Origin of the sequence: Duganella sp. CF458, from assembly GCF_900113115.1 — a bacterium.
Lineage (GTDB): Bacteria > Pseudomonadota > Gammaproteobacteria > Burkholderiales > Burkholderiaceae_D > Rugamonas.
Genome location: NZ_FOOF01000009.1, coordinates 217,275 through 241,324 on the forward strand (window position 1 = coordinate 217,275; position 24,050 = coordinate 241,324).

25 protein-coding genes and 1 tRNA gene are annotated in these 24,050 nt (G+C 61.9%); 9 read left to right on the plus strand and 17 right to left on the minus strand.

From position 1 onward, the window contains the following. The first annotated feature begins 14 nt into the window (after window positions 1–14). From BM269_RS15750 to rffA, 6 genes are read left to right on the plus strand one after another with little or no spacing between them, the layout of a single operon-like run. Window positions 15–704: a WbqC family protein gene (locus BM269_RS15750; RefSeq protein ID WP_090438502.1), complete on the plus strand. Its 690-nt coding sequence runs from the start codon at window positions 15–17 to the stop codon at window positions 702–704. Then, entirely contained in the window at window positions 701–1,621 is a 921-nt protein-coding gene (locus tag BM269_RS15755; protein WP_090438505.1) for a glycosyltransferase family 2 protein, read from the plus strand. The genes BM269_RS15750 and BM269_RS15755 overlap by 4 nt, the downstream gene beginning before the upstream one ends. Next, a complete protein-coding gene (locus tag BM269_RS15760; RefSeq protein ID WP_090438509.1) occupies window positions 1,611–2,330 on the plus strand; it encodes a phosphoribosylglycinamide formyltransferase in 720 nt (239 codons plus the stop codon). Before BM269_RS15755 ends, BM269_RS15760 begins: the two co-directional genes overlap by 11 nt. Further along, the gene (locus BM269_RS15765) at window positions 2,327–2,737 is read left to right on the plus strand and encodes a GtrA family protein (RefSeq protein ID WP_211482701.1); all 411 of its coding nucleotides are present in this window, start codon (window positions 2,327–2,329) and stop codon (window positions 2,735–2,737) included. Before BM269_RS15760 ends, BM269_RS15765 begins: the two co-directional genes overlap by 4 nt. A gap of 12 nt (window positions 2,738–2,749) precedes the next feature. Beyond that, window positions 2,750–3,544 (plus strand): class I SAM-dependent methyltransferase, encoded by a 795-nt coding sequence (locus BM269_RS15770; RefSeq protein ID WP_090438512.1) that lies wholly within the window; start codon window positions 2,750–2,752, stop codon window positions 3,542–3,544. Continuing rightward, on the plus strand, window positions 3,537–4,703 hold the full coding sequence (rffA, locus tag BM269_RS15775; protein WP_090438515.1) for a dTDP-4-amino-4,6-dideoxygalactose transaminase: 1,167 nt from the start codon (window positions 3,537–3,539) through the stop codon (window positions 4,701–4,703). Before BM269_RS15770 ends, rffA begins: the two co-directional genes overlap by 8 nt. Before the next feature lie 22 nt (window positions 4,704–4,725). Here the strand turns inward: rffA and BM269_RS15780 are convergent, their stop codons facing one another. From BM269_RS15780 to BM269_RS15810, 7 genes are all read right to left on the minus strand, one after another. Then, on the minus strand, window positions 4,726–5,514 hold the full coding sequence (locus BM269_RS15780) for a PIG-L deacetylase family protein (RefSeq protein ID WP_090438518.1): 789 nt from the start codon (window positions 5,512–5,514) through the stop codon (window positions 4,726–4,728). Further along, window positions 5,504–6,349, minus strand: coding sequence for a GNAT family N-acetyltransferase (locus tag BM269_RS15785; RefSeq protein ID WP_090438521.1), 846 nt, complete (start codon window positions 6,347–6,349; stop codon window positions 5,504–5,506). The genes BM269_RS15780 and BM269_RS15785 overlap by 11 nt, the downstream gene beginning before the upstream one ends. After that, window positions 6,349–6,705 carry a GtrA family protein gene (locus BM269_RS15790; RefSeq protein WP_090438524.1) on the minus strand — a complete coding sequence of 119 codons (357 nt, stop codon included), beginning with the start codon at window positions 6,703–6,705 and terminating at the stop codon, window positions 6,349–6,351. The genes BM269_RS15785 and BM269_RS15790 overlap by 1 nt, the downstream gene beginning before the upstream one ends. 28 nt (window positions 6,706–6,733) lie before the next feature. Continuing rightward, on the minus strand, window positions 6,734–7,690 hold the full coding sequence (locus BM269_RS15795) for a glycosyltransferase family 2 protein (RefSeq protein WP_090438527.1): 957 nt from the start codon (window positions 7,688–7,690) through the stop codon (window positions 6,734–6,736). A gap of 144 nt (window positions 7,691–7,834) precedes the next feature. Beyond that, window positions 7,835–7,910: transfer RNA gene (locus BM269_RS15800), tRNA-Phe, on the minus strand. A 93-nt stretch (window positions 7,911–8,003) separates the two neighbouring features. Further along, window positions 8,004–9,803 carry a glycosyltransferase family 39 protein gene (locus BM269_RS15805; RefSeq protein ID WP_090438531.1) on the minus strand — a complete coding sequence of 600 codons (1,800 nt, stop codon included), beginning with the start codon at window positions 9,801–9,803 and terminating at the stop codon, window positions 8,004–8,006. 105 nt (window positions 9,804–9,908) lie between these two features. Continuing rightward, window positions 9,909–10,886 (minus strand): hypothetical protein, encoded by a 978-nt coding sequence (locus tag BM269_RS15810; RefSeq protein WP_211482702.1) that lies wholly within the window; start codon window positions 10,884–10,886, stop codon window positions 9,909–9,911. Window positions 10,887–10,956: 70 nt separating this feature from the next. Between BM269_RS15810 and BM269_RS15815 the strand changes: the two genes are divergently transcribed. Then, window positions 10,957–12,840, plus strand: a complete 1,884-nt coding sequence (locus tag BM269_RS15815; protein WP_090438534.1) for a hybrid sensor histidine kinase/response regulator — start codon at window positions 10,957–10,959, stop codon at window positions 12,838–12,840. Between the two features lie 3 nt (window positions 12,841–12,843). Here BM269_RS15815 and BM269_RS15820 read toward each other — a convergent pair whose 3' ends face one another. From BM269_RS15820 to BM269_RS15855, 8 genes are read right to left on the minus strand one after another with little or no spacing between them, the layout of a single operon-like run. After that, entirely contained in the window at window positions 12,844–13,119 is a 276-nt protein-coding gene (locus BM269_RS15820) for a DUF971 domain-containing protein (RefSeq protein ID WP_090438537.1), read from the minus strand. Continuing rightward, complete coding sequence (locus BM269_RS15825) at window positions 13,116–14,051, minus strand: HEAT repeat domain-containing protein (RefSeq protein WP_090438540.1); 936 nt, start codon at window positions 14,049–14,051, stop codon at window positions 13,116–13,118. The genes BM269_RS15820 and BM269_RS15825 overlap by 4 nt, the downstream gene beginning before the upstream one ends. Before the next feature lie 9 nt (window positions 14,052–14,060). Then, window positions 14,061–14,852, minus strand: coding sequence for an ABC transporter ATP-binding protein (locus BM269_RS15830; protein ID WP_090438544.1), 792 nt, complete (start codon window positions 14,850–14,852; stop codon window positions 14,061–14,063). Then, window positions 14,849–15,643: an ABC transporter permease gene (locus BM269_RS15835; protein ID WP_090438548.1), complete on the minus strand. Its 795-nt coding sequence runs from the start codon at window positions 15,641–15,643 to the stop codon at window positions 14,849–14,851. Before BM269_RS15835 ends, BM269_RS15830 begins: the two co-directional genes overlap by 4 nt. Window positions 15,644–15,650: 7 nt before the next feature. Then, a complete protein-coding gene (locus tag BM269_RS15840) occupies window positions 15,651–17,045 on the minus strand; it encodes an ABC transporter substrate-binding protein (RefSeq protein ID WP_090438551.1) in 1,395 nt (464 codons plus the stop codon). 16 nt (window positions 17,046–17,061) lie between these two features. Next, complete coding sequence (locus BM269_RS15845) at window positions 17,062–17,295, minus strand: 4Fe-4S dicluster domain-containing protein (protein ID WP_090438554.1); 234 nt, start codon at window positions 17,293–17,295, stop codon at window positions 17,062–17,064. Continuing rightward, a complete protein-coding gene (locus BM269_RS15850) occupies window positions 17,270–19,018 on the minus strand; it encodes a fumarate reductase/succinate dehydrogenase flavoprotein subunit (RefSeq protein ID WP_090438557.1) in 1,749 nt (582 codons plus the stop codon). The genes BM269_RS15845 and BM269_RS15850 overlap by 26 nt, the downstream gene beginning before the upstream one ends. Window positions 19,019–19,021: 3 nt before the next feature. Continuing rightward, entirely contained in the window at window positions 19,022–19,774 is a 753-nt protein-coding gene (locus BM269_RS15855) for a GntR family transcriptional regulator (protein ID WP_090438560.1), read from the minus strand. A 206-nt stretch (window positions 19,775–19,980) separates the two neighbouring features. Here BM269_RS15855 and BM269_RS15860 point away from each other — a divergent pair, with 206 nt between their 5' ends. After that, window positions 19,981–21,264, plus strand: a complete 1,284-nt coding sequence (locus BM269_RS15860; protein WP_090438564.1) for a hypothetical protein — start codon at window positions 19,981–19,983, stop codon at window positions 21,262–21,264. Between the two features lie 11 nt (window positions 21,265–21,275). On the opposite strand, the gene BM269_RS15865 is transcribed toward BM269_RS15860, so the two are convergent. Beyond that, window positions 21,276–21,572: a PsiF family protein gene (locus BM269_RS15865; RefSeq protein ID WP_090438567.1), complete on the minus strand. Its 297-nt coding sequence runs from the start codon at window positions 21,570–21,572 to the stop codon at window positions 21,276–21,278. A gap of 125 nt (window positions 21,573–21,697) precedes the next feature. Here BM269_RS15865 and BM269_RS15870 point away from each other — a divergent pair, with 125 nt between their 5' ends. Then, window positions 21,698–22,567: a CsgG/HfaB family protein gene (locus tag BM269_RS15870; RefSeq protein WP_090438570.1), complete on the plus strand. Its 870-nt coding sequence runs from the start codon at window positions 21,698–21,700 to the stop codon at window positions 22,565–22,567. A 39-nt stretch (window positions 22,568–22,606) separates the two neighbouring features. Here the strand turns inward: BM269_RS15870 and BM269_RS15875 are convergent, their stop codons facing one another. Beyond that, window positions 22,607–23,935 carry a serine hydrolase domain-containing protein gene (locus BM269_RS15875; RefSeq protein ID WP_170860392.1) on the minus strand — a complete coding sequence of 443 codons (1,329 nt, stop codon included), beginning with the start codon at window positions 23,933–23,935 and terminating at the stop codon, window positions 22,607–22,609. Window positions 23,936–24,050 lie beyond the last annotated feature (115 nt).

Here is a 24,050-nt window from a genome sequence, read left to right on the forward strand (position 1 = left end):
AATAGACTATCCTGATGAAAAAAGCAGCAATCCTGCAATCGAACTACATTCCTTGGAAAGGTTATTTTGACCTGATCGCCGCCGTCGACGATTTTATCCTCTACGACGACATGCAATTTACCAAGAACGATTGGCGCAACCGCAACCTGATCAAGACGCCCAGCGGGGTGCAATGGTTGACCGTGCCGGCCGGGCAGGATATCCGCCGCCGCATTCGCGACGTCGGCCTGCCGGACAGTTCCTGGCAACGCAAGCATTGGACAGCCTTGCAAAACAATTACGCGCGGGCTCCTTTCTTCAAGGAAGTCGCGGAATGGCTGGCGCCGATCTATCTGTCCGAAACGCACGACAACCTGTCCGCGCTGAATCGGCGCTTGATCGTGGCCATTTGCAGTTACCTTGGCATTCGCACCAGGATCCATAATTCCTGGGATTTCACCTTGGGCGAAGGGCGCACCGAGCGCCTGGTATCGCTTTGCCAGCAGGTCGGTGCCAGCGAATATGTCTCCGGGCCGGCAGCCAAGGAGTATATGGATGAGCCTTTGATGGAGGCTGCCGGCATCAAGCTGACCTGGTTCGATTACGCCGGTTATCCGCCCTATCCACAGCGCTGGGGGGAGTTTACCCACCATGTTAGTATTGTCGATTTGCTGTTCAATTGTGGACCCGATGCGGCCCGTTACATGAGGTATGTTGGTCAATGAAAATGTCGATTGTCGCCACGCTGTACCAGTCAGCGGCTTACATCAGCGAGTTTCACCAGCGCGCCAGCGCGGCGGCACGCGCGCAGGTCGGCGATGACTACGAGATCGTGTTCGTCAACGATGGCTCGCCGGATGCGAGCCTGGCATTGGCAGTCCAGCTGAGCGCCCAGGATTCGCATGTCGTGGTGGTCGACTTGTCGCGCAACTTCGGCCACCACAAGGCCATGATGACGGGATTGGCGCATGCCCGCGGCGAGCGCGTGTATTTGCTGGACGTCGACCTGGAGGAAGATCCCGAGTGGCTCGCGTCGTTCTGCGCCCAGCTCGATACCGACGGCTGCGACGTCGTGTACGGCGTTCAGGAAGCGCGCAAGGGGGGATGGTTCGAGCGCTGGAGCGGACAATGGTTCTGGTCACTGTTCAATGCATCCACCGGGCTCGGCTTGACGCCCAATATCGTCACTGCACGGGTCATGACGCGCCGTTATGTCGATGCCCTGTTGCTGCACGACGAGCGCGAAGTATTCATGGCCGGCCTGTGGCATATCACCGGTTTCGACCAGCGCGCCCAGGTCGTCAGCAAGAAAGCCCGGTCCGGCTCGAGCTATACCTTGCGCAAGAAGATTGCGTTGCTGGTCAATGCCGTGACCTCGTTCAGCAACGCGCCCCTGATCGGGATTTTCTATCTCGGCGCCGGCATCTCCCTGCTTGCCGGGGCATATACGTTGTTCTTGCTGCTTAACTGGCTGTTGTGGTCCAAGCCGATCAGCGGCTGGACTTCCGTGATGGCCTCGATCTGGATGCTGGGCGGCCTGGTGATCTTCTTTATCGGCCTGGTTGGGGTCTATCTGTCGAAAATGTATTCGGAGACCAAGCGCCGCCCCTACACCATCGTCAGGCGGGTGTATGGTCGCTGATCACCGCAAGCGTGTGGTATTCCTATGCTCTGGTGGTGGCGGCAACCTGCGCTTCATCCATCAGGCCATGGCCCAGGGCTGGTTTGGTGCAGTAGCACTGGCAGCGGTGATCACCGACCGGGAATGCCCGGCCAATGCGTTTGCCAGAAGCGTGGGTATTCACGAAACCTGCATCGATTTCAGTGACGCCGGCCAGGCGGCATTGTTGGCGGCATTGGATGCCTTCCAGCCCGATCTGGTCATCACCACGGTACATCGGATCTTGGCCGGTGCGGTGACCGACCAATATCGCGGCCGCCTGGTCAATTTGCATTACTCGCTGCTGCCGGCATTTGGCGGCGCTATCGGCGCGCGCCCTATCCGCGATGCGCTGGCCTTTGGCGTGCGTTTTGTCGGCGTCACGGTGCATGATGTCGACGAGACGCTGGATGGCGGCAAGCCCCTGGTGCAAGCCGTGATTCCGGTGCGCGACGGCGACGACGCGGACCAGCTGATGGACCTGGTATTCCGTTGCGGCTGCCTGGCCTTGGCGGCGGGCGTCAATCTGCGCCTGCGCGGGCAGGATGCCGATGTCCAGGCCCAGGCTGGTGAAGAAGCGGTACTGCTCAAGCAGCGCTTGTGCATGTTCAGTGAAGCGGTGAGCGGCTTCCCGCAGATCGCGTCCGAAGCGTTTTGGACAGCCTTGCGCGGCGCCCCTGTATCCGCATGATGCGCTGGCTGGGAATGGAGCGTATGCGAGAGTCGCATGCGCAATTGTTGCGTTACCTGCTGGTCGGTGCACTGAGCAACAGCGTCGGCTACCTGGTATTTTTGCTGATCGCCTGGTGGGGCGGCGCACCCAAGGTGGCGATGACGCTGGTCTATGTTACTGGCGCGCTGACCGGCTTTGTTGGAAACAGGAACTGGACTTTTCGCGACCGCAGCGGGACTGGCCGCAGCGCGTTTTATTATTTTCTCGCGCATGGATCCGGTTATAGCTTGAATTGGCTGCTGCTGTACGTATTTGTCGACCGCTTTGGCTACCCGCATCAGGTAGTGCAGCTCGCGGCAATGGTGATAGTGGCGTTGGTATTGTTTGTCGAACTTAAATATCTCGTATTCCGGGAGAAAGGGTAAGGCGTTCGTCCCATGCAGATCGGATTCAAACCCCACTATTTCGAAGAACTGGCCGCGGTGGAGGCCAGGAATTTCTGGTTCCGGTCTCGTAACAAGCTGATACTCTGGGCTTTACGCGCGTATCAGCCGGGCATGCGTTCCTTCCTCGAGATTGGCTGTGGGACGGGGTTTGTATTAAGCGCGGTTGCCGCGCAGTTTCCGCAAGCGCGCATGGCTGGCAGCGAGCACCTGGCCGAAGGGCTGGACTATGCGCGGCAGCGCGTGTCGCGCGCCGAATTTTCCCAGATGGATGCACGCGCCATGCCGTACCGTGAGGAGTGGGACGCGATCGGCGCATTTGACGTCATTGAACATATTAAAGAAGACAAGCTGGTCCTGGATCGCATCCACGCGGCGCTGAAGCCGGGCGGCCATGTTTATATCACGGTGCCCCAGCATCGCTGGTTGTGGAGCGCGGTCGATGAGTATGCCTGCCATGAGCGGCGCTACACGGCCGCTGAGTTGCATCACAAGGTCGCTGCGGCCGGATTTGAACTGGTGCGCAGCACTTCGTTTGTCAGCCTGTTGCTGCCGATGATGCTGGCATCGCGCCTGGCGATGCGCGGCAAGAAAGACATCAGCGGCGACGATATCGCCGGCTTGCGTGTGCATCCCGTGTTGAACCGCCTGCTCGAAGTTGTGCTCAGCTTCGAACTGGCCTGGATACGCTGTGGCGGCTCCTGGCGATTGGGGGGCACGCGCTTGTTGGTGGCAAGGAAATCGAGCAGCATTGAAGAAAAGCAGAAGGAATATTCGCATCATGAGTGACAAACAGATCCCATTCAACTGGCCTTACATGACGGGCAAGGAATTGCATTACATTGCCGAGGCCCATTTCAATGGCCGCCTGGCTGGCGATGGACCATTTACCAAGCGCTGCCATGCGTGGCTGCAGCAGCGTACCGGCAGCAGCAAGGCACTGCTGACCCATTCCTGTACCGCCGCACTGGAGATGGCTGCGCTATTGCTCGATATCCGGCCCGGCGATGAGATCATCATGCCGTCCTATACCTTCGTCTCGACGGCCAATGCCTTTGCGCTGCGCGGTGGGGTGCCGGTGTTTGTCGACGTCCGCGCCGATACCCTGAATCTCGACGAGCGCCTGATCGAGGCGGCCATTACGCCGCGCACCCGCGCCATCGCCGTGGTGCATTACGCCGGTGTCGCCTGCGAGATGGACACCATCATGGACATCGCCCGCCGCCACGGCCTGGCCGTGGTGGAGGATGCCGCCCAGGGCGTGATGGCAACGTACAAGGGGCGCGCGCTGGGCGCCATCGGCGATCTGGGTGCCTATAGTTTCCACGAAACGAAGAACGTCATCGCCGGCGAAGGCGGCGCCTTGCTGGTGCGCGATCCAGAGCTGGTGTTGCGTGCCGAGACGGTCCGCGAGAAAGGCACAGACCGCAGCCGCTTCTTCCGCGGCGAAGTCGACAAATACACCTGGCAGGAAGTGGGATCGTCATTCCTGCCGGGCGAACTGGTGGCTGCTTTCCTGTGGGCGCAGCTCGAGCAGGCCGATGCCATCACCCGCGAAAGGCTGGCGCGCTGGGAGTACTACCACGATCTTCTGGAGCCACTGGAACTGTGCGGTGCGCTGCGGCGCCCGGTGATCCCGGCCGAATGCGAGCACAACGCGCACATGTATTACGTGCTGCTCGATCCTGGCCTGGACCGCCAGGCGGTGCTTGACGAGCTCAAGCGCAACGGAATCGGTGCAGTGTTCCACTACGTCCCTTTGCATTCGTCACCTGCCGGCCAGCGCTATGGCCGCGCCCACGGCCGCCTCGAGGTGACCGACACACTGTCGGAACGCCTGGTGCGCCTGCCGCTGTGGATGGGGATCACGCCACATCAACAGGAAAAGGTGGTGGAAGTGCTGACTGCCAGCGTCAAGCGTTCGGGCCACCTGGCCTGCGCCAGCTAACCCTACGGGGCTACTTGCTTATTCAATCCCTATTTGTCCCGAGAGCGGCCTGGAGTCGATCTATGGCGGCGCGCAGCGTTGACCAATCGAGGAAAGCCCGTCGCTCATAGTAGAGAGGACCAGCGTGCGGTTGCGCCGCGAGGCGCTGGCCATCGACGCGCTGCAGTTGCTGGGCTCCATCGAAGAGATAGTGCAGGCAGACGAAGGGGAACAGTCCTACCCAGCTACGCCATTGTGATGGATAGGCAAGGCAAAGACGGAGGTAGCGCAAGCGGTCCACCCATCCAACCGCTTGCCGCTCCACCGGGCCATTGCCGGGCAGGGGAGACAGCACGCGAAACATCGGGCCGCGATAACCTTCTCCCTGGTAGAGCGAAAACTGCCTGATGATATCGAGCCGGCCTCGCATGGCCGGCACATGCAGCGTGATCGCATGCAGCAGGTCGTGGTCAGGGTGTCCTCCCTCCCAGGCCGGCACGTAACAGGAAACAATCTCCGGGTGGGAAGCGATAAACGCATTGAGCCATTCGGCCAAGTCTTCCACGCGCGTATGCAAGAGGCCATCGGCAATGCCCAGCTCCTGGCCAACAAACAATATGGCGTCCGGTGCGACTCCCAGCCGTTGGAGAACGGCATGCGATTCCGCGTTGCGGCGCAGCGGGTCAGCAGTAGTCGAGCCGTCTGTCACAAAGATGCAAAAGACTCTCCGGCCGGCCCGCCGCTCCTGCTCGATTTGATAGAACACGCCAAACTCATCGTCTTGATGCGGAAACAGGAAAAGAGCAAGTGGGGAACCGGAATCAGTACGCATCGAAGTCAATGAACCCAAGGAAAACCGCGTCAGGGTCGATGGCCTTTATCCGCCCTGTCAGCGAGCGATAGATCAGGTTAAGGGGCGAAGGGCGCAAGCGCTTGGGAATAGCTATGTAGAGCGCGCGACGCTGCCAGGCAGGCGGCACCTGGCCGAGGAATAGCCGAAGCGGTGAGATCGAAGCCGCCTTGCTCTCCTTCGGCGCGATCAGGTCCACTTCCGCCGCCGCCATCATGGGGACGCCAGGCACCGCGGCCAGAAGTGTCGTGCGGCTTTTGCATGCCCTGGCGCTGATGGGATTGACAGGACAGGCGCAGCGCCAAGCCAGGGCCTGTTCACTCCAGATCCGCCGGAACTGCAGTGACGACGTGTCTTGCGAGAAGTTGATCCCTAAAGGGCCGACACCTACGCTGGCTTGCAAAGGCCCGACCAGCTGGAAACCCAGTTTGCGGGTGAACCCTGGCGTACTGTTGGCATTGGCCACACCATACACGGAATCGTAGCCGAGCTCTGCACCTGCAGCGTAAGTAAGTTCGGCCAGTTTCGTAAACAAGCCCTTGCCTTGATATTCCGGATGAGTCGCTGTGTTAAGCGACAACAGAACCGGCACCTCCTCGCTGCCGATTTTTGCCCGCGCTGGAATGCAGACGTAGTGGGCTGCCAGGCGTTCCCCATCGCGCGCATCAAAACCGACAACCTGGCCGTCAGGATTGCAACGATATAACCAGTCGAGATAGTCCCGGTTGAATTTGTCGACGCCAGGGAAGCAATCGGCGAACAAGCGGACATACTCAGCATATGCCGCCTCATCGCATCGAACAGGAGTGAACTCCATTATTTGAATACCCAGTGTTTGCTTAACAGGAAGCCGTTCCCTGCAACGAGCGGCAAGGATATCACCTTCCCCAATACCGGCATCTCCAGCCAATATTGGAACAGCGACACGCACAACATTGTCATGAGATAGTTGATCAGCACGACACCCATGAAGCGGACCAGCGTGGCGTGGGAATAGCGGGCCTTGAAAGTCAGGCAGGTATGCAGCGCAAAATTGGCGGCCAAGCCTGCCGCGAAGCCAGCCGAGGCTGCAATCATATAATGCAGGCCGAGCCTGCCCAGCAGTTCCATCAGGCCTACATCGATCACGGCGCACGTGACGCCAACCAGGACGAACACCAGGAACTGGTTCATCCCTCTGCCGCGGTTTGCCGCGCCAGGATCAGCCACGATGGATACGTCGCCTTGGCACAGAGGCGATGTCATAGGAGATAAAGGCCAGCGTCAGTTGCAAGCCTATCATTGCCGGCATCGCAGCAAGCATGACGGTACCCGCCGGTGTGGCGATTCCCGTTTGAGCAGACTTTGCCCAGTGATAGACGCCGTAAGTAAAGCCGAAACCCAACAGCCCGAGTCCGCATGGCAGTTCAATGGAAGCCAGGGACATATCGCGCAGATAATAATTATAGAAAATCCGCTTGGAGAGATTCCGCGCGTGCTTTACAAGAAATTCCCCGATGATCTTGGAAATCTTCAGGTTGCTGACTTCATCGCCATATTTGGCCTCCATCGGCACATCGACGGCGACTGCGCGCAGGGTATTTAGCCTGAAGAGCATGTCTGTCTCGAAGAAATAGCGTTGGCTGATCTTATGGAAAGGCAAATGACGTGCTACGTCGGCATGGATGGCGGTGTAACCGTTGGTTGGATCGAACAGATTCCAGTAACCGGACGACAGCTTGCACATCAGCGAGAGCACCGCATTGCCAAACAAGCGCATTTTAGGCATCAAGCGAACGTCTTCGAGATCGAAGAAGCGATTTCCCTTGGTGTAATCCGCCTCTCCAGCAATAATCGGCGCAACGAAATCCGGAATCAAGGCGGGGTCCATCTGGCCGTCGCTATCGATCTTGACCATGATGCCCATGCCATCGTCTATCGCAGCCTGATAGCCGGTCATGACCGCCCCGCCTACCCCCTTGTTTTCAGCATGCTTGATTACAGTGACCCGATGATCCTTGCAGTTGTTCTCGACATATTCACCTGACTTGTCGGGGCAGGAGTCATCGATAACATAGATGCGTTTAACCTCAGGGCCAATGCCGTCGATCACATCCAAAATGTGATTGCGTGCCTTGTAAGTCGGTATGACGACGGCGATTCCTGAATTTTTCCCCATGAGGTTGCCTTAAGTTATATGCATCTGCCAAAGATGTCATTCTATCCGGGAGGAGGCTGTAGCGGCGTAGGGGGCGATCCGAGGTTGACAGAGTCATAAACGAAAACGCCGACTGCAAGAGTCGGCGTTTTCACTTTTTATTCTTGGTGGCCCGGGGCGGAATCGAACCACCGACACAAGGATTTTCAATCCTCTGCTCTACCAACTGAGCTACCAGGCCAAGGCGCGCAATTATAGCAGAGGAAATTCCCGTTTGCCAAGGACTCGACCTGGCAACCTGCTGGGTTGTTATAAAAGCAGTATTTCCGGAGAATTACTGGTCCACTCTCTCTTTCGCTAGGGGTTCGCCAATTTGGTACAAGGACACTGGCCCCGCCTGATGTACCAGCCTAAAAAATTGCGCGAAGCCTGGTTGGGTACTGATGCCCGGCCAGCGTTCGGTATGGATCAGCAGGCTGGAGTAACCGGCATGGCGCAAGGCCTTGGACAGGTCGGCTGGAGCCAAGCCGCCAAAATCCCGATAACGTCCCGGACCGAAATGGTCGCCCCCAGTTCGCTGTGGCGCGTAATAGAGCGATTCTTCCAGGCCAAACTGATAGGTTCGACCCATCGGATGTTCACGCAAATAGGCCAGCACCGGGTAGCCGGTGATTTCCCGTTGCAATATCGCCTCTCGGGCGACCGCAGTCGGTGCCACCATTTTCCAGCTCTTGCCGCCCCTCTTCAGCGCAAAAGGCAGTACGGCCAGAAGCGCCACGATGATGCAGGCCGCTGCTGCCCTGCTTTGCAGCCTGGATTGCGACCCGCCACCAAACCGGCTGCACACCGTCACAAATAAGCAGTGCCATACGGCGGCGGCCAATAGCGCCAGCACGGGATAGAACGGCATCAGGTAGCGCGGGTAGCGCGAAGTCAGCAACCAGACTGCCAAGCCTGTGCCGGCAAAGATCATGGCGCCGGGCGCGCCCGGCAGGCGCCGCACTTTGGCGATCAATGGCGCCAGCAGTGCTGGCCAGATAACCCAGCTTGGCATACCCGCGTTGCGCTTGACGTCTTCAATCTGGAACTGATAATCCGCCAGGTTCCAGTCGCTGAAGCCGAATACTTTGCCCCCAATAGGATTGAACGGGTCGCCTGTCATCACGTAGTTCCTTACATACCAATATGCGCAAGGCAGGAGCAGGCTGACTGTGGCAATGAGCCAGTTGCGGGGCGCGCGCGTGCGTATCAGCAAAGCGACCGCCATCAGGGGCAGTACCTGCAGTGCCTGGTATTTGCTGCCTGCAGCAACGCCCAGCAAGAAGGCTGCCGCAGCCAGCAATACACCGCGCTGGGGTTGCTGTTGCCATTGATGGAAGGCTAGGCAGCCGGCGAAAACAAAGAGCATGACGCTGGTGTCCAGCATCGCGCCATCAAATTCGTTGCGCACCAGGCTGAGTAAGATGATGGCGGCGATGGTGGCTATGCTTTGGCCGGCATAGCGCTTGCCGGCCAGGTAGACCAAGGCAGCGCAGAGCCATGCAGCCAGTGCGTTGATCAGGTGGGGCATTACATCGTCATAGACGATCATCGCCGCACTGAAGAGCAGATTCGTGTTGAAAGGGTGCCAAGGCGTGCGCAGCCAGTCGTTAACGCCAAGCCTGCCGTTCAGGACCCATTGCAGGGCGTGTGGCAAGTGGCTCTGCACTTCATCCCAGGCCAGCGGCGGGCCCAGCGGGTCGATGAGTGTCGGCAGGAGCAGCAAGGCGAATAGCAGCAGCGTGCCGCGTTCAGTCCAGTTTGCGGCATGCCAGCGCTGAGTCATCGAGGGGCCGCTGCGTGCCGGTAGCGCGCGCCATTCCAGCACGCACAGACAGAGACCGAGCACCAGCGTAGCCGCTACCGGTATCAAGCGCAGCTGCCCAGCGACTGCCAGCAACTGCATGGCATAGATATACAGGCCGATGCCGAATGCTGCCGCAATGCCATGCCACGGCAGTGCCCCGTCGGCTTCGCTTTGGGCCGCGCCCCGGTCCAGGCGGCGCAACACAGTGCGGCCAATACCCCAGCTGGCGCCTAGAAATAGCAATAAGGCGAAGTAATGAGCTGCCGCGTAAAGGAGTTTGTCGATCATGGGAGGGACGCGATGGGATGCAAGTCAGAGGTGCAAATGGTAAAGGAAGTTGGTGCCAGCTGCCACATATAGTTGGGCAAGAGATATACCGGGAGGCTTGGGCGTTCACGGCGCGCGCTGGCGCGACTTCAATGTGCTGCCGTCCGGGGCGAACAGCAGCACGTGCTCGCCCATGCGCGGGCGGCCATCGGGGCCGGGCGCCAAGTGGCCAGGAGGGGCGGACTGATACAACCAGACTTCGCGCCCGCTGTCGAAACGCCTGCTGAGCTGCGGCGCGCCGAGCGTTGACTGCGCCGCTGTACGATCGCGCGGCGCGGCCGGGCTGGCGGGCGGCGGGTCGTCCATGTACTCAAAGCTCAGCAGGGTGTCGTCGGGCCAGCTTCGGTCCCATACCGGGGCGAAGTAGCTGCGCTCCAGCAGCACCTGGCAATCGCAGTAAGGCATTTCGGCGGCAGGCGGGTTGCCGGCATACAGCGTGTGGAAGGGCAGGGTGGCGCGCCGCTCGCCGGCCTGCAGCGTGATGGAAAACAGTGGCTTTTCCGCAAAGAACAGGTAGTTGCCGTGAGGGTCGCTGCATACCTTGTCCGGGCTGCGCAGGAATTCATCGAGCCAGGCAAACAGGTGGGCATTGTTCGAGACCAGTCCGGCTGCCATGCCGACCAGGCATTCCAGGCGCAGGTCGCCCAGGCGCCGCATGCCCTCCGGCACACCGGGGCTGCGCACTTCGGCGCGCCATGTCATGGACAAAGTCTTGCGGTTGGCCAGCACGGCGGCGTCTTCGCGCCACAACACTTCCTTGTATTCCGGCGTGAAGCTGTTGTCGGCGCCGATCGGGACCGCCATGCTGGTGGTATCGCCTACCACCTTCAGCTTGATACCTTGCATATTAGTGCCCGGCTGGCGCGGCAGGAGACGGAAGCGCAAGGACGCCTGCGGCGCCAGCGCGTGCTCGCGCTTGAACCGCTCCACGCCTTGCAGCATCTTGCGGTAGGACTTGTCCACCGGTGAGCGGGTGTTGGGGACTTCCACCGTGGGCAGGGCCATGGCCGAGGCCAGGGCCAGCAACAAAGTCGTTTTCCACATAATTGCAGATTGTGGCATTCTGCTGAAATCCTCGCACAATGAATGGGCGCAGCAGTGCGCTCGGCTACTGATGATCAATGAAGCTCCAGCGCTTGAGAGTCTGTCAACCAGATATGAACTTCTGGTATCCGGCATCAGCGACTATGCGATCTACATGATGGACACCGATGGCCGCATCAGCAGCTGGAATGCGGGCGCGCAGCGTTTCAACGGTTTCAGCGAACCGGAAGTGCTGGGCACGCATTTCTCGCGTTTCCATACCCCGCAAGACCAGAAGGACGGCTTGGACAGGCGTGCCCTCGCGACCGCCCTGGAAGAGGGACGCTTCGAATGCGAAGGTTGGCGTGTGCGCAAGGATGGCTCGCTGTTCTGGGCCAGCGTGGTGATCGATCCGATCTTTACGCCCGAAGGCGAACACGTCGGCTACGCCAACGTCACGCGCGACATCACTGAGCGTAAGCGCGTCATGGAAGCCTTGCGCGAAAGCGAGCAGAGTTTCCGCCTGCTGGTGCAAGGTGTGATCGACTATGCGATCTACATGCTGTCGCCGCAAGGCCTGATCACCAATTGGAACCAGGGCGCGGAGCGCATCAAACGCTATCTGCCGGAGGAGGTACTTGGCACCCACTACCGGCGCTTCTTTACGGAGGACGACAAGGCAGCAGGCGTGCCGGAAAGGGCGCTGGAGATCGCCGCGCGCGAAGGTCGCTACGAAAGCGAAGGCTGGCGCGTGCGCAAGGATGGCACCCGCTTCTGGGCGCATGCCGTGATCGATGCGCTGTACGACGAGCATGGCGATTTGCTCGGCTTTGCCAAAGTCACGCGCGACAATACCGAGCAGCGCGAGGCGCAGGAATCGCTGGAGCAGGCCCGTGCGGCCTTGTTCCAGGCGCAGAAAATGGAGTCGATCGGCCAGTTGACCGGCGGCGTGGCGCATGACTTCAACAACCTGTTGGCCGTGGTCTCCAACGGCATCGACATCCTGCGCACCGCGCCGCCGGAAGGCGCCAGCGTGCGGGTACTGGACAGCATGCGCCGTGCCGTCGACCGTGGCGCCGCGTTGACGCAGCAACTGCTGGCCTTTGCGCGCCAGCAGCCGCTGGAGCCCAGCGTGCAGCAGCTGAACCGCCTGGTGCTTGGCTTCGAAGGCGTGCTGCGGCGGGCGGCGGGCCCGCTGATGCGCTTTGAAATGGACCTCGATCCTAAACTGCGCCAGGCATCGATCGACGAAGCGCGCTTCGAGGCTGCCTTGCTCAACCTGGTGGTCAATGCGCGCGATGCCATGCCGGAAGGCGGCACGCTCGAGGTCACCACGCGTAACGTTGCGCTGGAAGCCAACCAGGCGGGCGCATTGCCCGCTGGCGACTATGTACGCGTCAGCGTCGCCGATACCGGCACCGGCATGAGCGAAGAAGTGCGCCGCCGCGCGTTCGAACCGTTCTACACCACCAAGGAAGTCGGCAAGGGCTCGGGCCTGGGCTTGAGCCAGGTGTACGGCTTTATCGCGCAATCCGGCGGCGCCGTGACCATCGATACTGAAGAAGGCCGGGGCACCACCATCAACCTGTTCCTGCCAGCGCTGGCGGTGTCGGTGCCGGAGGCACCCGCACCGCGCCCCATGCGGGAGGAAAGGGTGCTGATCGTGGAAGATGACCCACTGGTGATGGAATCGGCGCGCGAGCTGTTCCAGTCCATGGGCTATGCCACCTTGCACGCCAACGATGGGGCGGCCGCCTTGCGCAGCCTGCAGCGCGATAGCGAAGTCGATGTTTTGTTCAGCGACGTGATGATGCCGAACGGAATGACCGGGCTTGAACTGGCGCGCGAGGTGCGCCAGCGCTACCCGCGCGTCAAGATCATCCTGTCTTCCGGCTTCCCGCAAGCGGACCAGGAGTTTTCCATCGTCGGCAAGCCGTATCGCCTGGCCGACCTGGCGCGCGAATTGCGCAGCTGACGCTCAAAGTCCGCGCAGATAGGGCCAGGGATAGATCCCGCGTTCATGCCCATCGCTGAATACCAGCTGCACGCCGTAAGAGCCGACCGGTACGATCCTCATGAGCCGCAGGCCGGCGCCGGACGACGGCACCTGGCCGGCGCGCGCGCGGGATGCGCAGTCCGCGCAGCGGCAGCTGCGGCGCAGCAGTCCCGTGTCGAGGCGCTGCATCAATGCGTCAGGCCAATAGATGATCATGTGCGCCGCATCGGCGTCATGTTCGATCGATAGCGGCGTCATGCTTCCTCCAACTGCTGCAGCGCAAGGCGCACCGCCTTGCGCACTTCCGGATCGGGATCCTGCGCCGCCTGCAACAGCGCGGGAATGGCGGCAGCGTCGCCGATCTCGCCCAATGCCAGCGCTGTTTCACGGCGCAGGTTGGCAATGTCGTGCTGCAGCAGGGGCAGCAGGGCCGGCACGGCGATGCGCTGGCGCAGGCGGCCAAGGCTGCGTGCGGCGCGCAATTGCACTTGCCAGTAGCCGTCTTGCAGCGCGGCGACCAGGGCCGCGGCAGCGGCCGGCTGCCGCAACTTGCCCAATGTCGTGGCGGCTTCTTCCCGAACTTGCCATGCCGGATCGGCCAGCGCGGAAAACAGCGCCGGCAGCACGCCGTCGTCGCTGGCCAGGCCTAGCGCGCCGCTGGCCGCACGCCGTACTTCGCGATCGCTGTCGCCGGTAGCCAGGCGCGCCAGCCGGGGCAGGGCCGCTGCATGCTTCAGATAGCCAAGCACCGTCACCGCCTCGCGCCTGACCGCTGCAGTAGCGTCATCCAGCGCAGCGAGCGCCGCAGCCGCGCTGTCCGGTGCACGCAATTCGCGTAGCGCGCGCAGGATGGCCGTGCGGACGAAGCTGTTGGCATGGCTGGCGTGCGGCAGCAGAGCGCGTGCCGAATCCGGCTGCTTCAGTTCGGACAGGCTTTGTGCGGCCGCCGCGCGCACTTCGCCATCGGCGTCATCCAGCCGCAACGCCAGTGCCGCCACTGTATCGTGCTCCTCGAAAGCCGATAGTGCCTGGGCGGCGGCAGCGCGTACTGTGCTGCAGCGATCTTCCAGCGCGGCGCGCAGCAGCGGGGCATCGTCGTCGACCGCCTCGTCCGCCAGCTCCAGCACGGCAATCCGGCGCACCGTGCTGTCGGCGTGGCGCAGGCGTTCCTGTAGTGCGATAGTAGTCAAGCTTCCTCCTCAAGTTGCATAGCGCAGCACCGGCGCGGCGGGCTGCGGGTGGAGCAGTTCCAGGCAGCGCCGTTTCAGGCGCACGAAGTCCAGCGTGGTCACCAGGTCGGTGCGGCGCGGGCGCGGGAAGTCGAGCCGGATTTCCTCGACGATGCGGCCGGGCCGTTCACTCATGACCAGGATACGGTCGGCCAGGAACAATGCTTCGTCGATGTCGTGCGTGATAAAGACCACGGTGGTGCGGATGCGCGCCCAGACGTCCAGCAACAGCTGCTGCATCTTCATGCGGGTCTGGGCATCCAGCGCGGCAAACGGCTCGTCCATCAGCAGCACACGCGGGTCGTTGATCAGCACGCGGGCAATCTCGACGCGCTGCTGCATGCCGCCCGACAGCTGGGTCGGGTAACTGGCGGCATGGCCGTCCAGCCCCACCAATTGCAGCAGCTGCTGCGCCCGGGCGCGCCGTTCGGCCCGCGGCACGCCGCGCACCTTCAGGCCGAAAGCCACGTTGTCCAGCACGCTCTTCCAGGGGAACAGCGTGTGCTGCTGGAATACCAGCCCGCGTTCCGGGCCGGGACCGCGCACCGTTTCGCCATCCACCTGCACGCTGCCGGCATGCGGCTGCAGGTGGCCGGCCAAGGCGCCCAGCAGGGTCGATTTGCCGCAGCCGGAAGGGCCCAGTATGCACAGGAATTCGCCCGGACTGGCCGCCAGGGCCAGGCCGCGCACGGCGTCCAGCGCCGCCGTGCCTTCGCCGAGCCGGATATGCAGCCCGGCGATGTTGATGGAACCTTGCGTCATATGGTTTTCCTCCCGATGAAGTACCACGGCATCAGCGCATTGCCGGCCAGCTTTACCAGCAGGCTGCTGCCCATGCCGAAAATGCCGATGGTCAGCATGCCGACGATGATGTCCGGGTAGTCCTGCACGATGTAGGACGACCAGGTGTAATAGCCGATGCCGAACTGGCCGGAGATCATTTCGGCGGTCACCAGGCAGAACCAGGCGGTGCCCATGCCAATTGACAAGCCGGTAACGATGCTGGGCGCGGCACCCGGCAGGATCACGTTGGCAAATACCGTCGCGCCGCGCCCGCCCAGGCTGCGGGCCGAGGCGACCAGCCTGGCGTCGATGCCTTCCACGCCGTGGATGGTGTTGAGCAGGATCGGAAACAGCGCACCGATGAAGGTAATGAACACCATCGACAGCTCGGACGAGGGGAACATCAGGATCGCCAGTGGAATCCAGGCCACTGCGGGGATCGGGCGCAGCACTTCCAGCGGCGGCAACAGGGCCGCCCCCAGCAGGCGCGAACGGCCGATCGCCAGGCCGAGGCCGATGCCAAGCAGCGCGGCGACGGCGTAGCCGGCGAACACGCGGCCGATGCTGGCCGACAGGTGGGTGGCCAGCTTGGGCGACTGCAATAGTGCTGCGGCAGCCTGCAGTGTTTCCTGCGGCGACGGCACGTTGCGGAAGCTGGCCACGCCGAAGTCGATATGGCGGGTTGCGGCCCAGTGCCAGGCCAGCACGCAGGCGGCGAGGGAAACGCTGCGCAGCGTGGCGCGCAGCAGGCGGGGGCTCAGTGCGGCCATTTTTTGCTCACCCGGCTACTGCGGCCTTGGCGCCGTTGAAGTCCAGCAGCTTGCCCTTGACCTTGCGCGCCCACGCTTCGGCCGACTCCTTCAGCAGGAAGGCATTGATTTCGTTCTTGCCGCTGCTGACGAACCAGGCGTCGCTGGCGAACAGCTTGATGCCGCTGTCGCGGTCCTGGGCGTACACGGCGCGCACCTTGCTGCCGGCTTTCTCCAGTCTTGCCAGGTCGGCCAGCGCCGATTCGGGCGTGGCATAGTGGCGTACCCGCGCTTCACCGCCGACCCAGATCTGCGCCACGCGCTGGAACTCCTTGATCGGCTTGCCGGTCGCGGCATCCTTGCCGACCAGGGGCAGCCTGGCGTAGTTCTTCAGCCGGGCCTCGTAATCAAGGCCGGACTGCTGGAAGGCTGCGCGTACGTACCGGTCGTCGATAAAGGACTCGGCGTCGATGTCGTTGTCGGTGCGCTTCAGCAGGCGCAGGGTGTCGAGCGAGGTGCGCACAGCCTGCCGGTATTCGGGCTTCCAGGTCAGGTCGCGGGTCTGCAGGCCGAGCGGCCCGTGGAACAGGTAGTTCACTTCGGCCTCGATGCCGGTGACCTGGGCCACCAGCTCGCTGTATTTCTCGGGTTCGGCCGCGAACAGGCGGTCGGCTTCGATGGCGGCACGCACGAAGGCCACCACAATTTCCGGATACTTGCGGGCATAGGCGGCGTCGACCAGGCTGCCATGCAGGGTCGGCGCATTCGCTTGCGAGCCGTCATAGATCTTGCGGGCGAAGCCGCGGTGCGGGAACAGTTCGGCGAACGGCACGAAATCGGCGTGGGCGTCGACCTTGTTGCTCTGCAGGGCCGAACCGGCGATTTCCGGCGCCTGCGTGGTGATGTTGACGTCCTTGTCCGGGTCCCAGCCCTGGGCGCGCACGGCGCGCAGCAGCATGCCGTGCGCGGTGGAGGCAAACGGCACGGAAATGGTCTTGCCCTTCAACTCGGCCAGCGATTGCACCGGCGATGCCTTGGGCACCACGATGCCGTTGCCGCTGCCCGTGGTGCTGCCCGACAGCACGTTGATGAACAGGCTTTGGCGGCCGGCCTTGGCGAAGGCGGCGCCGTTGAAGGAGCCGGGGAAGTCGGCCATCGACCCCAGGTCCAGCTTGCCCGCGACCATTTCATTGGTCAGCGGCGCGCCGGAGGTGAAGTTTTTCCACTGGATGTCGTATTGCACGTCCTTGTACTTGCCGTCGCGCGGCAGGTATTTTTCCAGCAGCTTCAGTTCGCGGATCAGGATGCCGCCGGTGGCGCAGTTGATCGTGGTGTCCTGGGTGCCGATGGCAACGCGGATGGTTTCAGCGTTGGCCGTGCCGGCCAGCAGTGCAAGGGCAAACCCGAATACAGGCAATCTCATTGTGATGCTCCTCGTGTTAACGCAGCAGATAGGGAATGTCGACGTGGATGGCGCCGGTGGGGCAGTCTTTTTCGCACGGCATGCAGTACCAGCACTCGTCGAACTGCATATAGGCCTTGCCTTTGACGAAGTCGATCGCCAGTACGTCGAGCGGGCAGACATCGACGCAGACCGTACAGCCTTTGTGGGCGATGCATTTGTCTTCGTCGACGCTGACCGGAACGCTAGTGATGTGCGAGCTGATTGGCATGGTGTGCTTCCTCCTTGTTGATGCGCAGGCGCTGGTAGGCGGTTTTCTCATCCTCGTCCAGGGCCACGATGTACGGTTCAATCGGACGCTTGAAGCAGTGCATGGCGCCATCCTTCTTTTGCAGCTGAACGTGCACCAGCCAGTCGGCGTCGTTGCTGGCCGGGTGATCCAGGCGGTAGTGGTACAGGCCCCAGCGGCTTTCGGTGCGGTATAGCGAGGCGCGCGCCGCCATTTCGGCGCAATCGCGGATCGCGTGTACTTCCATGGCGCGCATCAGCTCATGCGGGTTGCGCGCCTGCATGCGGTCCATGTCCTGGCGGATGGCTTCGAAGCGCTGCAAGCCGATTTCCATTTTGCGCGTCACCTTGGGCGGTTGCAGGTAATCGTTCACCATGCGGCGCAGCTTGTATTCGACCTGGCCGGGCGGCAGGCCGTCGCTGCGCGACAGCGGCGCCCACACGCGCTGGCGCTCCGCCTCGACCTGGTCCTGGTCGACTGCGGGCAGCTCGTTGCCGGCGCAGTAGCGCGCTGCGCTTTCCCCGGCCAGCTTGCCGTAGACGAAGGCGCCGAGCATGTAGTTGTGCGGCACGCAGGCCAGGTCGCCGGCCGCATGCAGGCCCGGCACCGTGGTTTCGGCATGTTCATTGACCCACACGCCGGAGGCGGAGTGACCGCTGCACAGGCCGATCTCGGAGATGTGCATTTCCACCATCTGCTGGCGGTAATCGGTGCCGCGCCCTTCATGGAAGCGCCCGCGGCTGGGACGCTCGTTGGTGTGCAGGATGGTCTCGATGGTCCCGATGGTCTCTTCCGCCAGGTGGTCCAGCTTCAGGAATACCGGGCCGTCGCCGCCCTGCAGCTCGCGGTAGAACTCCATCATCATCTGGCCGCTCCAGTAATCGCATTCGATGAAGCGCTCGCCCTTGTTATTGGTGGTGTAGCCGCCGAACGGGCCGGTGACGTAGGCGCAGGCCGGGCCGTTGTAGTCCTTGATCAGGGGATTGATCTGGAAGCACTCGATGCCCGACAGCTCGGCGCCCGCATGGTAGGCCATGCTGTAGCCGTCGCCGGCATTGGTCGGATTCTCGTAAGTGCCGAACAGGTAGCCCGATGCCGGCAGTCCCAGGCGGCCGGCGGCCCCGGTGGCGAGCACCACCGCCTTGGCGCGGATCACGTGGAAATCGCCGCTGCGGCAGTCGAAGGCCATGGCGCCGGCGATGCTGCCATCGGCAGCAGTCAGCAGCCGGGTCGCCACCAGGCGATTGGTGATCTCGACACGGGTGCGTTTCAGGCGGCGGTACAGCACTTTCTTGATATCGTGGCCCTCGGGCATCGGCAGCACATAGGTCCCCATGTGGTGCACCTTGCGCATGGCGTAGTCGCCGGTTTCGTCCTTTTCAAAGCGCACGCCCCAGTCGTTCAGCTCTTCGATCATGGCGTAGCTGTTGCGGGCGTAGGCCATGACGGTCTTCTGGTTGACGATGCCGTCGTTGGCGGTGGTGATTTCCTTCACATACTGTTCGGGTGTGGCGAAGCCGGGGACGATGGCATTGTTCAAGCCGTCCATGCCCATCGAAATCGCGCCGCTGCGCTTGACGTTGGCTTTTTCCAGCAACAGCACGCGCAGGGCAGGATCGGCTTCCTTGGCTTTGACCGCTGCCATCGGGCCGGCGGTGCCGCCGCCGATGACGAGGACGTCGACAGTCTGGATGTGGGTTTCCATGGCTTACTCCTGGGTTGTTGCGCGGCGCGCCAGCTGTAGCCGGTACTGGAAGGCGTCGCCGCGGAAATAGAGGTATTCGTAATCAAGCGGGCGTCCGTCCGCCGTGTGCGTCAGGCGCTCGATGCGCAGCAAGGGCATGCCGGCGCCGATGTGCAGCGCGGCAGCCAGTTCCAGGTCGGCTGCCACGGCGTCGATCGTGAGCGTGGCGTGGCCCAGCTCGATGCCATAATCGTTTTCGAGGATCAGGAAAATGTCGCGCGTGGCCAAGTCTTCACGGCGCAGGCGCTCGCCGAGCGCTTCGGCCACATAGGTCAGCTCCAGCGACACCGGCTCCCGGTTCAGCAGGCGAATGCGGCGGATTTCCGCCAGCGGCGTGCCCTCCGCCACCTGCAGCTGCTGCGCCAGTTTCGGCGTGGCGGCAAGCACGCGTATGCCGGTCACGCGGTTGTAGATCTCATGCCCCTGGCGCGACATGGCTTCGGCGAAGCCTTCGAGCTGGGTCAGCTCCTGGCAGGCCTTGGGCTTGCTGACAAAGGTACCCTTGCCGGCCACCTTGAAGATCAGGCCTTCCTTCTGCAGGTCGTTCAGCGCTTGCCGAACGGTGATGCGGCTGACATCGAAAATGCTGCCAATTTCGCTTTCGGGCGGCAGCTGCGCATGCGGCGGGTAGCTGCCGTCGAGGATGCGTTCGCGCAGGCTTTCCTTGACCTGTGTGTACAGTGGAACCGGCGACAGTGCGAGCGGGCGTGAGTTCATCGGGCTTTGCCTGACCTGTCATAACAAGTCATGATGGATTTGATGAGCCCATCTTATCGGCGGCACTCCGGCGCGGGAACGAATCGATTTGCGCTTGCTTATGCGCGCAGCAAATGGCGGTTTTTCGGCATAAGGACATGCGTAAAGCGAATGTCCACGCGGTCCTGGGCTACACTTATGTGCTTCAACCCATTGGATGAGAGAGCATGAAAAAACTGGTATTGGGAGGATTGGCCATGTTGATCGCAGGCAGTGCCATGGCAGCGTCGGTGCAGGACGCGGCGGAGCAATACCGCAAGCTGGCGCTGGCCATCGGCCAGCATGACGCCAGTTACGTGGACGCTTACTACGGCCCGCCGGAGCTGGAACAGCAAGCGGCGAAGAACAAGCAAAGCCTGGCGTCGATCAAGGCTGGCGTGATGGCCGCCCAGCGCGATATCGCGCAGCAGAAAGCCGGCGGCGCCGACGAAGCGCTGCGCATCGAGTTCCTGTCCAAGCAGCTCAAGGCCATGCAGGCCCGCGTCGAGATGATGCAAGGCCGCAAGTTCACTTTCGACGAAGAGACGGCGCTGTTGTACGACGCCGTGACGCCGCACCATGACCGCGCTTACTATCTGGCGCTGGTGGCGCAGGTCGACCAGCTGCTGCCGGGCGAAGGCACGCTGCCGGAACGCCTGAAAGCCTTCCGCGCGAAATTCGCGATCCCGAAGGATAAGCTGAAGCCCGTGTTCGACGCTTCCATTGCCGCTTGCCGCGAGCGCACCGCTGCCTTCATGGCTTTGCCGCAGAAGGAAAGCTTCGTGCTGGAATTCGTCAGCAACAAACCGTGGTCCGGCTATAACTGGTACAAGGGCAATGCGCACAGCCTGATCCAGATCAATACCGAATTTCCGATCTACATCGAGCGCGCGGTGGACCTGGGTTGCCACGAGGGCTATCCGGGCCACCATGTCTATAACGCCTTGCTGGAGCAGTCGCTGGTCAAGCAGCGCAACTGGGTGGAGTTCAGCGTATACCCGCTGTATTCGCCGATGTCGCTGATCGCCGAGGGCAGTGCGAACTACGGCATCGAAATGGCGTTCACCGATGAAGAGCGGCTGGCCTTCGAGCAGAAGGTGCTGTACCCGTTGGCGGGGCTGGACCCGGCACTGGCGCCGCAATATGCAAAGCTGATGAAGCTGCTGGGCAAGCTCAGCTACGCCGACAACGATGCGGCGCAGGCTTACCTGGAAGGGAAGTGGACGCGGGAACAGACCATCGAGTGGCTGGTGAATGTGGCCCTGTACCCGCCGGAGAAATCGGCGCAACGCCTGTCTTTCTATGACGCCAACCGCGGTTACGTCATCAATTACAACCAGGGCAAGGACATGGTCAAAGCCTGGGTGGAAAAACATGTGACGGCCACCGATCCGGCGGCCGCCCGCAAGCAGCGCTGGGAAGCGTTCAAGACATTGCTGTCGTCGCCACGCCTGGCCAGCGGCTTACGGTAAGCTTGAGCTGATCAGGCAGCCTTCTTCGCGCTCAGGCATTCTTTCATGAATGCCTTGCGCTCATCGCCTTTCTTGCCTGCCGCATCAGCGTTGCAGGTCTTCATCTTGTCCTGCTGCGTTGCTGGCGCGGCAGGCTTTGCGCTCAGGCATTCCTTCATGAACGCCTTGCGTTCGTCGCCCTTCTTACCCTCGGCTTCCTTGTTGCAGGTAGTCATTTTTGATTGTTGGGAGTTCTTTGCCGGCGCTGGGTCCGCGGCGAAAGCGGCGGAACAAGACAGGGCCAGTGCGGCAATGATCAGCTTATTCATGAGGGTTCCTTCTAACAGTTGAGTTGGTCTTGCGGTAATAACTATACATAGATTTTTTGTCGATGTGGCCTATTCTCAAAGAACGCCGATGAGTTCAAACGGTCGTTTCTACTGGGGGAGTGAACATGGACAAGATCGTCAAATCAGGGACTACCTTAGCCGGACTGGCAATGCTGCTGCTGTCAGCTTGCGCCGGCACGGATCCCAAGCTGGGCGGTGCGCCAACCATGGCTACGGGTTCCGCTGGGGGCGCCACGGCGTCGAATGCGAACACGCAGTTGGAAAAATGTGACAAGCCGCTCGGCACGCTCGGGGTGGTGGAAGATACCGCGGCACCGTGGTACCACCACCTGTCGCAATACAAGCTGGGCTCGACTGTGCCTGTGTTGCGCATGATGATCCAGCAATCGAATTGTTTCGTCGTCGTCGAGCGCGGCGCGGCGATGGGCAAGCTGATGCAGGAGCGGGCCTTGGCGTCGTCCGGGGAAATGCGCTCCGGAAGCAACTACGGCAAGGGCCAGATGGTGGCAGCCGACTACACCATGAGCCCGAGCATTACGTTCAGCCAGAAAGGCACGCAAGGCATGGGCGGTGCGCTGGGCGGGCTGGGCCTGCTGGGCAGTGTGGCCGGCGTGGTCGCCGGCGGGCTGAAGGCGAACGAGGCTTCCACCACCTTGCTGATGGTGGATAACCGTTCCGGCATCCAGCTGGCGGCGGCGGAAGGCAGCGCCAAGAATTATGACTTCAATGTCGGCGGCGCCTTGTTCGGCGGTGGCGGTTTCGGCGCGGCCGGCGGCTATTCCAATACGCCGGAAGGCAAGATCCTGATAGCCTCCTTCATGGATTCGTATAACCAATTGGTGAAGGCGGTACGCCACTACAAGGCGCAAGAAGTTGCCGGCGGCATGGGCACGGGCGGCGCGCTGGGCGTGCAGGGCGGTTCGACGCCGGCGTCCAAAGAGCTCGAGAAGAAACCGGGCAAGAAGAAAAACTGATGCATCAGCAGCAGGGAAGCACCTGCTGGGGGCTTCCCTTTAGGGCGTCTTGGCCGCTGCCTGGGCCTGCGCCAGGCTGTCGCGCGCATTGCCCGATTGCGGGAACAGGCGCGTATTCAATTCGAAAACCTTGACCGCGGCAGCGCTGCCGCGCGTTTCCAGCATGGCATAGCCGGTTTCATTAATACGCCGTTCCAGTGCGGCGCCATCGCGTGCCGCCAACGTCTGCAACTGCTGCACCAGCGCCTCGCCCTGGGCCGGTGTGACAGCGGGCCGGCTGGCGTAGTCGATCAATTGCTCTGAAACCGCCTCCATGGAGAAGCGGCCCGGATCGATCACCGGCAGCACGCTCTCGACCAGGGTGCGCGACCAGACGTTTTGCGCACTGCCGTTGGTGAGGTAGATGATGGTGTAGCGGTCGTCGCCGTTGCTATCGGGCCACAACAGGCGTACGCGCACCTTGGTGCCACCGTCGTGTCCCACATATTGGTAGCCGCCGCTGGTGCCGAATTCCCAGCCGGAGGCGAACCAGCCTTCTTGTCCGTTGGCCAGCTTTTGCGGCTGCCATAGCACGCGCAGCGTTTCCTTGCCGACCAGTTCGCCGCGTGCCACCGCATGCAGGAACGCGGCCAGGTCGTCCACTGTGGTGAACAACTCGGCATGAACATTGGCGTATTCCGGCCACGGGACCGCAGGATCGGCCTGCAGCTTGCCGTTCTTGCCAATGAAGCTGCGCACCATGGCGTGGCGGCTGGCGTTGCCCAAGCCAAGATACGTGTTCTTCAAGCCAAGTTTGTTGATGATGCGTTCGTTGGCGATCTGCGTGTACGGCCTGCCGTAATGTGCTTCCAGCAAGGCCTCCAGCACCAGGAAATTGGTTTGGGTGTAGCGGATGGCGGTGCCGGGTTCGAACACCAGCGGCTTATCGGCCAAGGTGGCGAACACTGCCTGCAGTGTCGGCGGGAACACCGGCCCGGTTGCGCTGCCCAGGTCGAAGTATTCCGGCAATCCCGAGCTATGGTTCAGGAAATGCCGGACCGGAATCTGTTGCCAGCGCAGGGGCAGGGCGGGAAGGTAGGCGCTGGCTGGTTTGTCCAGGTCCAGTTGGCCGGCTTCCACCAGTTGCATCGCCAGCACGCTGGCCAACAGCTTGCTGAGGGAATATACGGGAAACAGCTCGTCGCGCCGTGCGCCGGCGACGTTGCGGAAAACGACGTCGCCGTTGCGCGCCACCAATAGCGCCTGGCTGGCAATCACATAGCGCTGGGCATTGGCGGCCATTTTCTGTTCCAGCGCGCGATCGAGCGGCGCTGCCTGGGCATTGCTGGCGAACAGGGCAAAGGCCAGGGCCATTGAGCGGAACAGCATCGCACCTCCATGCTTTTTCGTTAACAGGATGGGAAATACCAGGCTGGGAAATGTAGCATGGAATTGCGGACCAAACGGCCTATAGTGTAAGTAGCTCTTCGGAAGGGAGGTCGCC

Bases quoted from the DNA above. Each gene is read 5' to 3' on its own strand.
- BM269_RS15750 (WP_090438502.1), top strand. From the start codon at position 15: ATGAAAAAAGCAGCAATCCTGCAATCGAACTACATTCCTTGGAAAGGT.
- BM269_RS15755 (WP_090438505.1), top strand. From the start codon at position 701: ATGAAAATGTCGATTGTCGCCACGCTGTACCAGTCAGCGGCTTACATC.
- BM269_RS15760 (WP_090438509.1), top strand. From the start codon at position 1,611: ATGGTCGCTGATCACCGCAAGCGTGTGGTATTCCTATGCTCTGGTGGT.
- BM269_RS15765 (WP_211482701.1), top strand. From the start codon at position 2,327: ATGATGCGCTGGCTGGGAATGGAGCGTATGCGAGAGTCGCATGCGCAA.
- BM269_RS15770 (WP_090438512.1), top strand. From the start codon at position 2,750: ATGCAGATCGGATTCAAACCCCACTATTTCGAAGAACTGGCCGCGGTG.
- rffA (WP_090438515.1), top strand. From the start codon at position 3,537: ATGAGTGACAAACAGATCCCATTCAACTGGCCTTACATGACGGGCAAG.
- BM269_RS15780 (WP_090438518.1), bottom strand. From the start codon at position 5,514: ATGCGTACTGATTCCGGTTCCCCACTTGCTCTTTTCCTGTTTCCGCAT.
- BM269_RS15785 (WP_090438521.1), bottom strand. From the start codon at position 6,349: ATGGAGTTCACTCCTGTTCGATGCGATGAGGCGGCATATGCTGAGTAT.
- BM269_RS15790 (WP_090438524.1), bottom strand. From the start codon at position 6,705: ATGAACCAGTTCCTGGTGTTCGTCCTGGTTGGCGTCACGTGCGCCGTG.
- BM269_RS15795 (WP_090438527.1), bottom strand. From the start codon at position 7,690: ATGGGGAAAAATTCAGGAATCGCCGTCGTCATACCGACTTACAAGGCA.
- BM269_RS15805 (WP_090438531.1), bottom strand. From the start codon at position 9,803: ATGATCGACAAACTCCTTTACGCGGCAGCTCATTACTTCGCCTTATTG.
- BM269_RS15810 (WP_211482702.1), bottom strand. From the start codon at position 10,886: ATGTGGAAAACGACTTTGTTGCTGGCCCTGGCCTCGGCCATGGCCCTG.
- BM269_RS15815 (WP_090438534.1), top strand. From the start codon at position 10,957: ATGATCAATGAAGCTCCAGCGCTTGAGAGTCTGTCAACCAGATATGAA.
- BM269_RS15820 (WP_090438537.1), bottom strand. From the start codon at position 13,119: ATGACGCCGCTATCGATCGAACATGACGCCGATGCGGCGCACATGATC.
- BM269_RS15830 (WP_090438544.1), bottom strand. From the start codon at position 14,852: ATGACGCAAGGTTCCATCAACATCGCCGGGCTGCATATCCGGCTCGGC.
- BM269_RS15835 (WP_090438548.1), bottom strand. From the start codon at position 15,643: ATGGCCGCACTGAGCCCCCGCCTGCTGCGCGCCACGCTGCGCAGCGTT.
- BM269_RS15840 (WP_090438551.1), bottom strand. From the start codon at position 17,045: ATGAGATTGCCTGTATTCGGGTTTGCCCTTGCACTGCTGGCCGGCACG.
- BM269_RS15845 (WP_090438554.1), bottom strand. From the start codon at position 17,295: ATGCCAATCAGCTCGCACATCACTAGCGTTCCGGTCAGCGTCGACGAA.
- BM269_RS15850 (WP_090438557.1), bottom strand. From the start codon at position 19,018: ATGGAAACCCACATCCAGACTGTCGACGTCCTCGTCATCGGCGGCGGC.
- BM269_RS15855 (WP_090438560.1), bottom strand. From the start codon at position 19,774: ATGAACTCACGCCCGCTCGCACTGTCGCCGGTTCCACTGTACACACAG.
- BM269_RS15860 (WP_090438564.1), top strand. From the start codon at position 19,981: ATGAAAAAACTGGTATTGGGAGGATTGGCCATGTTGATCGCAGGCAGT.
- BM269_RS15865 (WP_090438567.1), bottom strand. From the start codon at position 21,572: ATGAATAAGCTGATCATTGCCGCACTGGCCCTGTCTTGTTCCGCCGCT.
- BM269_RS15870 (WP_090438570.1), top strand. From the start codon at position 21,698: ATGGACAAGATCGTCAAATCAGGGACTACCTTAGCCGGACTGGCAATG.
- BM269_RS15875 (WP_170860392.1), bottom strand. From the start codon at position 23,935: ATGCTGTTCCGCTCAATGGCCCTGGCCTTTGCCCTGTTCGCCAGCAAT.